At 42.0% G+C, this 8,601-nt stretch carries 2 protein-coding genes; both read left to right on the top strand.

What is annotated here, in order from left to right:
- The first annotated feature begins 621 nt into the window (after nt 1–621).
- Entirely contained in the window at nt 622–5,343 is a 4,722-nt protein-coding gene (locus HMPREF2571_RS04190) for a glycoside hydrolase family 70 protein (protein ID WP_070847249.1), read from the top strand.
- Between the two features lie 481 nt (nt 5,344–5,824).
- Nucleotides 5,825–7,810 carry a KxYKxGKxW signal peptide domain-containing protein gene (locus HMPREF2571_RS04185; protein WP_070578738.1) on the top strand — a complete coding sequence of 662 codons (1,986 nt, stop codon included), beginning with the start codon at nt 5,825–5,827 and terminating at the stop codon, nt 7,808–7,810.
- Nucleotides 7,811–8,601: the final 791 nt, after the last annotated feature.

Here is an 8,601-nt window from a genome sequence, read left to right as displayed (position 1 = left end):
ACCCTACAATAAACCGTATTTAGGCATTAGGTAACTAATATCAATCTTTTAGATAATCCCCCAAGTGTCCTTTAAAGCAAAATTAAAACGCTTACATGTTCACCTAGCCTTATTATAATCCTTTTTTAAGAATAAACAACAGAAACTAACGGAATTATCAAAAATGTTAAAGAACTGACATAAAAGATTCTATATTTAGTTTCGTTAGTCAAATAAGAATTCACCTGTGTAAATCATTTATATTTTTAATTTTTGTTCCTCATAGACAGGACCTGGTCTTAGTCAGATGAAAAACTAGAGTCTTTCTATCTAAAATTTTCTTTTCAGAATTGTCTTTTTTAGGGCTGCTTCTCTCATAGTTTTGCTATCTCTTAAGCTTAATTGAAGCTTGCTTTAATGTTGAAAAGCCTTTAAGGATAAGCTTTTGAAGGTATTTGAGAATCAGATACTCTCTATTTAAGACCTTACATATGGTGTAAGGTCTCATTTTTGCTAATCAAAGTTAATATAACTGAGCTTGCGGCAGAGATTTATGAAAATAAGATGACTTTTTCCTATTTGTAATTTGTCTGAATATATCATAGAGTAGAGACAACAACAGAAAAAGGATGATTGCTATAGATGGAAAATAAGGTACGTTTTAAACTACACAAGGTTAAGAAAAACTGGGTAACTATCGGGGTGACCACTCTCTCAATGGTTGCCTTGGCAGGTGGAAGCCTTCTAGCTCAAGGAAAAGTAGAGGCCGATGAGACAAGTATGCCAAATGGAGATGGCCTGCAACAGCTGAGTGAGGATGGTACTGCCAGTCTAGTGACGACAACAACTGTTACTGAGCAAGCTAGTGCGCAAGCAAGTGTGTCAGCAGTAGCAACAGCCAGCGTAAGTCATGAAACAAGCTCTCAGGCGGCGACAAGTGCAGTCAGTCAAGAGGCAACTGTCCAAGCACAAACTAGTCCAGTTGCCAGTCAAGAAGTGGCAGTTTCTTCGCAAACTCAAGCTAATGCCCAAGAGACACAGACTACGGAACAGGTGTCACAAGGTCAGACATCAACTCAAGTAGCTGTGCAAGAACGCACACAGTCCACTCCTAGAGTCTTGACCAATGCAGCGCCATCAATTGCCACACGCGCTGCTGACAGCACTATTCGTATCAATGCTAACCGCAACACTAACCGCAACACTAACATTACGATTACGGCCAGTGGTACGACACCAAATGTCACCATTATCACAGGGCCAAACACTCCTAAGCCAAACGTGACGGTGACAAGTCCAAATGGCACAAGACCAAATGTGACCATTGTAACGCAGCCAAATCAACCCAACAAACCTGTTCAACCAAGTCAACCGTCCCAACCTAATAAGCCAGTCCAACCAAGTCAGCCAAGTCTTGACTATAAGCCAGTAGCTTCTAACTTGAAGACGATTGATGGCAAGCAGTATTATGTTGAAAATGGCGTTGTGAAAAAGAACACAGCGATTGAACTTGATGGTCGTCTTTATTATTTCGATGAGACTGGGGCTATGGTGGATCAAAGTAAACCTTTGTATCGTGCCGATGCCATTCCAAATAACTCTATCTATGCGGTTTATAACCAGGCCTACGATACGTCAAGCAAGAGTTTTGAACACTTGGACAATTTTTTGACGGCAGATAGCTGGTACCGTCCAAAACAGATCTTGAAGGATGGGAAGAATTGGACAGCTTCAACTGAGAAAGATTATCGTCCCCTTTTGATGACTTGGTGGCCAGACAAGGTGACACAGGTCAACTACCTCAACTATATGAGTCAACAAGGCTTTAGTGATAAGGCCTATACGACTGACATGATGAGCTATGACTTGGCAGCTGCTGCCGAAACGGTGCAACGAGGAATTGAGGAACGTATTGGTCGCGAGGGCAATACCACTTGGCTTCGCCAGTTGATGTCAGATTTCATCAAAACACAGCCTGGCTGGAACTCTGAGAGTGAGGACAATCTCTTAGTTGGTAAAGATCACCTGCAAGGAGGCGCTCTGACCTTCCTCAATAATAGTGCGACAAGTCATGCCAATTCAGACTTCCGCCTCATGAACCGCACACCAACTAACCAAACGGGGACACGCAAATATCATATTGACCGTTCAAATGGTGGTTACGAGTTGCTCTTGGCAAACGATATCGACAACTCTAACCCAGCTGTTCAGGCTGAACAACTAAACTGGCTCCACTACATCATGAACATTGGTTCAATCCTTGGCAATGATCCAAGTGCCAACTTTGACGGTGTCCGTATCGATGCAGTGGACAATGTGGATGCGGACCTCTTGCAAATTGCTTCTGATTACTTCAAGGAAAAATACCGTGTGGCTGATAATGAGGCCAACGCCATTGCTCACTTGTCAATCCTTGAAGCTTGGTCATACAACGACCACCAATACAATAAGGATACCAAGGGTGCCCAGTTGTCCATTGACAATCCACTACGTGAAACGCTTTTGACGACTTTCTTGCGTAAGAGCAATTACCGTGGCAGCTTGGAGCGCGTGATTACTAACTCTCTTAACAATCGTTCAAGCGAGCAGAAACACACGCCACGTGATGCCAATTATATTTTTGTGCGTGCCCATGATAGTGAAGTGCAAGCTGTTTTGGCTAATATCATCAGTAAGCAGATTAATCCCAAAACAGATGGTTTCACCTTCACTATGGATGAGCTCAAACAGGCCTTCGAAATCTATAATGCGGACATGCGCAAGGCTGATAAAAAGTACACCCAGTACAATATCCCAGCTGCCTATGCCACAATGTTGACCAACAAGGATAGTATTACTCGTGTTTACTACGGGGATCTCTTTACCGACGATGGCCAATACATGGCTGAAAAATCACCATACTATAATGCCATTGATGCCCTGCTTCGTGCTCGCATTAAATATGTAGCAGGTGGTCAAGACATGAAGGTCACTAAGCTTAATGGCTATGAAATCATGTCATCTGTGCGTTATGGTAAGGGGGCAGAAGAAGCCAACCAGCTTGGTACTGCTGAAACACGCAACCAAGGAATGCTGGTCCTTACAGCCAACCGTCCAGATATGAAGTTGGGAGCTAATGATCGTCTGGTAGTCAATATGGGAGCTGCCCACAAAAATCAGGCTTACCGTCCATTGCTTCTCAGCAAATCGACAGGTCTTGCGACCTACCTCAAGGATTCTGATGTACCAGCTGGATTGGTTCGCTATACGGACAATCAAGGGAACTTGACCTTCACGGCAGATGATATTGCTGGTCATTCAACCGTTGAAGTTTCAGGTTATTTGGCAGTTTGGGTGCCAGTGGGTGCCTCAGAAAACCAAGATGCCCGAACCAAGGCTTCGACGACCAAGAAGGGTGAGCAGGTCTTTGAATCATCAGCAGCTCTTGATTCACAAGTCATTTACGAAGGCTTCTCAAACTTCCAAGATTTCGTTAAGACACCAAGTCAGTACACCAACCGTGTTATTGCTCAAAATGCCAAACTCTTCAAAGAGTGGGGAATCACTTCCTTTGAATTTGCGCCACAGTATGTGTCTAGCCAAGACGGCACTTTCTTGGATTCTATCATTGAAAATGGCTACGCCTTCGAGGACCGCTACGATATTGCCATGAGCAAGAACAACAAATACGGTTCACTCAAAGACCTCATGGATGCCCTTCGTGCCCTTCACGCAGAAGGTATCTCAGCCATTGCTGACTGGGTTCCAGATCAAATTTACAATCTCCCTGGAAAAGAAGTGGTAACGGCCTCACGTACCAACAGCTACGGAACACCACGTCCAAATGCCGAAATCTACAATAGTCTCTACGCAGCTAAAACACGTACCTTTGGAAATGACTTCCAAGGCAAGTACGGTGGTGCCTTCCTTGATGAATTGAAGGCAAAATACCCAGCTATCTTTGAGCGCGTGCAGATTTCAAACGGCCGTAAATTGACTACAAATGAGAAAATCACGCAATGGTCAGCCAAGTATTTCAATGGAAGCAATATCCAAGGTACAGGGGCTCGCTATGTCTTGCAAGACAACGCAACAAACCAATACTTCAACTTGAAAGCAGGTCAAACCTTCCTTCCTAAACAAATGACAGAAATCACAGCAACTGGTTTCCGTAGGGTGGGAGATAAGGTCCAATACTTCTCAACGAGTGGCTACCTTGCCAAGAATACCTTCATTCAAGTCGGTGCCAACCAGTGGTATTACTTTGATAAGAACGGCAACATGGTCACAGGTGAACAGGTCATTGATGGCAAGAAATACTTCTTCCTAGACAATGGTCTCCAGCTACGTCATGTCCTTCGTCAAGGCAGTGATGGTCACGTCTATTACTACGATCCTAAAGGGGTTCAGGCCTTCAACGGATTCTACGACTTTGCAGGTCCTCGTCAAGATGTTCGCTATTTTGATGGCAACGGTCAAATGTATCGTGGCCTCCACGACATGTATGGCACAACCTTCTATTTCGATGAAAAGACTGGTATTCAAGCCAAAGACAAGTTCATTCGCTTTGCGGACGGACGCACACGTTACTTCATTCCAGATACAGGAAATCTCGCAGTTAACCGTTTTGCGCAAAATCCTGAGAACAAGGCTTGGTATTACCTCGATAGCAACGGTTATGCCGTGACAGGCCTCCAAACCATTAACGGTAAACAGTATTACTTTGACAATGAAGGTCGTCAGGTTAAGGGACACTTTGTCACTATAAATAACCAACGTTACTTCCTTGATGGCGATAGCGGTGAAATTGCCCGTTCACGCTTTGTGACGGAAAACAACAAGTGGTACTATGTCGATGGCAATGGTAAGTTGGTTAAAGGTGCTCAAGTCATCAATGGAAATCACTACTATTTCAACAATGATTATAGCCAAGTCAAGGGTGCCTGGGCCAACGGCCGTTACTATGATGGTGACTCAGGTCAGGCCGTAACCAATCGCTTTGTCCAAGTCGGTGCCAACCAATGGGCTTACCTCAACCAAGATGGTCAAAAGGTAGTTGGTCTCCAGCATATCAATGGTAAACTTTACTACTTTGAAGGCAATGGTGTCCAAGCCAAGGGTAAACTCCTTACCTATAAAGGTAAGAAATACTACTTTGATGCCAATAGTGGTGAAGCTGTGACCAATCGCTTTATCCAAATTTCTCGTGGTGTTTGGTATTACTTTAACGCCTCAGGCCAAGCCGTAACAGGTGAGCAAGTCATCAACGGTCAACACCTCTATTTTGACGCTTCTGGCCGTCAGGTCAAAGGCCGTTACGTCTGGGTTAAAGGCCAACGTCGTTACTATGACGCCAATACTGGAGCTTGGGTCAGAAATCGATAAGGGGCAGAAGAAAATGTGATTTTGGGACTATCCTAGATGCTTTTAGATTAAAATTCAGTAGGTACCTTCCCAGTCTCACCACTTTTAAGCACTTGAAACAAAATGTTTCAAGTGCTTTTCTTTTATTACTATCTCTTGATATGTCAAGCAGATTGTAAGTAAACAATGAGTTTGATTAAGAGAATCGTCAATAGACTGCTTACTTTAGCTTTAAATTATGCTCAGTCATTCTAATGAAGAAGGTGGTGAAAGTGCTAAAAGTCGGAATTTCTGTGTACTTTTTAAAAAATCTGAACGTTTTTTGGTAACGTTTTCTAACATATAAAAGCTATAGCTATATATCTTAGGCTTATTTTTTCAAATGGATTATGGGTAGAAGGTTAGTCTTATGAGAATAGGGTTATGCATCTGTAATTGTATTCGTTTCCAAAATCCCTTAACATAGTATAGAGAAATAAAGTTATATTGAAAGGTGTATGTTATGGAAAAGAAAGTTGGATTTAAGTTGCACAAGGTCAAGAAAAACTGGGTGACTATTGGAGTTAGTACGCTGTCGATGGTTGCACTTGCGGGTGGAGCACTTTTAGCGGACCAATCGGCACAAGCAGACGAAGTGTCACTTCCTAATGGAGATGGTTTTGAACAAACAGATGCAGGCATTGAGTCAAGTGCTTCATTGATTAATGAAAGTTATTCGCCAACCTTGACAGAAGATGCCGGCCATTTGTCAGCAGTATCATCTAACTATGGCAGTCAAACAAGCTCAAGCTACGAGTCTTCATCATCTGCCTCAACAGGAGGCTCATCACAGACTGTGGTAGGTGGTGGAGCTGGTCAAGTGAGCTCGTCACAATCTTCTCAAGTAGTAGGAACACAAAACTCTAATTCATCACAAACGGGTTCTGCTTACCAATCAAGTAGCAGCTCAGCATCAGTAAGTGCTAGTGCGTCAAGTTCGTCAAGCTCATCAAGTTCAGCTTGGTATTCTTACTCGTCTTCATCATCATGGTCATCATCATCGTCAGCTAGCGGTTTTGCGACAATTACGACAAATTCGTCTGACTCAAACGGCATTCATTGGAATGGTGGTCGAAACACGACAATCACCATCACGTCTTCAGGAACAACGCCAAATGTGACTATCATTTCGAACTCTAATAAACTTTTCCCAAATGTGACAGTAGGTCAATCAAACGGTTCAAATACTAATGTCACTATCATTTCACAAGGAAATCAACAAAATAACTCAGGTTACCAAATCATCTCAGGCGAGACTAAACCAAGTGTTGATTCGAACAATGCCAAGTCATCATTTGTACGTGTAGGCGAAAATCAATGGTATTATTACGATCAATATGGTCAAAAGGTCAAAGGCGAAAAGGTTATCGATGGAAAGGCTTATTACTTCCTTGAAAATGGTCTCCAAGCTCGTGACTCACTTGTTAAAGGTAGCGATGGCTACACTTATTACTACGATAAGAATGGTGTGAAAGCTATCAACGGTTTCTACGATTTTGCAGGTTATCGTAAGGATGTCCGCTATTTCGACTGTTATGGTCACATGGCTACTGGTCTCATTGAAATGGGTGGCACAACCTTCTACTTTGATACACAAACAGGTATCCAAGCTAAAGACAAGTTTATTCGCTTCTCAGATGGCCGTATCCGTTACTTCATCCCTGATACTGGTAATATGGCTGTAAATACCTTTGTTCAAAATAAAGAAAACCAAGCTTGGTACTACCTTGATGAACATGGTTACGCTGTGACAGGAAAACGTATCATCAATGGTAAAGAATACTGCTTTGACTCAGAAGGCCGTCAAATCAAAGGTCAGATGATGCAACAAGGCAACAAGCAATACTACATTTCTGCCCAAACTGGTGAAATGGCTGTTTCACGCTTTATCTTTGAAAATAACAACTGGTATTATGCGGATGCTTTTGGTTGCCTCGTTCAAGGTGCAAAAGTGATTGATGGTAAACTCTATTACTTCAATAAAGACCATAGCCAATTAAAAGGTGGCTGGGCTGAAGGACGCTATTATGATGCCGTTACTGGCCAAGCAGTCATCAACCAATTCATTCAAATCGCGGCTAACCAATGGGCTTACCTTAACCAAGATGGTCACAAAGTAACAGGTCTTCAAAACATTAACAATAAAGTTTACTACTTTGGTAGCAACGGTGCTCAAGTCAAAGGTAAATTGCTCACTGTCCAAGGTAAGAAATGCTACTTTGATGCCCACACTGGTGAGCAAGTGGTGAACCGCTTTGTCGAAGCTGGCCGTGGTTGCTGGTATTACTTTAACGCAGCAGGTCAAGCAGTGACTGGAAAACAGGTCATCAATGGCAAACAACTTTACTTCGACGGTTCAGGTCGTCAAGTGAAAGGACGTTATGTCTATGTTGGTGGTAAACGCCTTTTCTGCGATGCCAAAACTGGTGAATTGAGACAGCGTCGCTAATTAAGATGTACTTTAAAAATCTAGAGCGAATTTTTCCTTTTCCTATATAAATTACTATTATTATTTTCCTATCAGAACTCTAGATGATTAAATAGACGAAAGAGCCAGCGTTTGCTGGTTTTTTAGTGAAGATAACGTTTTGCTATTTATTTAGGTGGTTTTTTCATGCTTAAATCCTAATAATTTTATCCCTCTCATATTCAAAAGAAGGAGTCATAGCCGTGTTATAATGGGTATTATAGTTGTATTTAGGAAAATAGAGTTAGGGGTAGTTATGGGGAACTATCTTCGTTAAACTCAAGGTGTAACTGGCTTTTTAGAGGAGGAAAATCATGCTTATTTTGGCTTGGATTATCATTGTCATATTATTCCTTTTCATTTCGAATTATTACTTTTATAAAACAGATTCCAGAACACGAAAAAAAGCATTCCTCTATGCAATTATTGAGACCATAGGTGCCTTTTTTACTAGGTGGTAGTACATGGAAAATAATTAAAAACACCAATTAAGAGTTTTTCGGACTACCAAATATGGAAAGCAGCGCAACCTCCTAACCCATTAACCACACATACTTTCACAGTCATTCGCTAATACCTCCCACAAACCCTTTATTTCATCTTAGGAATGAAGGTTTTTTTATTTAAAAATAAATTAAGATTGTTGGGGTGCAAGGAGTGCTTGGAGGGGCTATAACCTAATGATACCGTTAGTTACCAATTCCTCGTTTAGTCCACCATTCATTTGAGCCTGATTTCTTAGAAAACTAGGGGCTATACATTAAGCTGACATT

This window comes from Streptococcus sp. HMSC068F04, assembly GCF_001837455.1.
GTDB classification, from domain to species: domain Bacteria; phylum Bacillota; class Bacilli; order Lactobacillales; family Streptococcaceae; genus Streptococcus; species Streptococcus salivarius_D.
The sequence above is the reverse complement of the archived record's forward strand: the minus strand, read 5'-3'. Positions and strand labels throughout refer to the sequence as shown.

What these genes read in the sequence shown, in the direction of transcription:
- HMPREF2571_RS04190 (WP_070847249.1), top strand. Translation starts at nt 622, where the DNA reads ATGGAAAATAAGGTACGTTTTAAACTACACAAGGTTAAGAAAAACTGG.
- HMPREF2571_RS04185 (WP_070578738.1), top strand. Translation starts at nt 5,825, where the DNA reads ATGGAAAAGAAAGTTGGATTTAAGTTGCACAAGGTCAAGAAAAACTGG.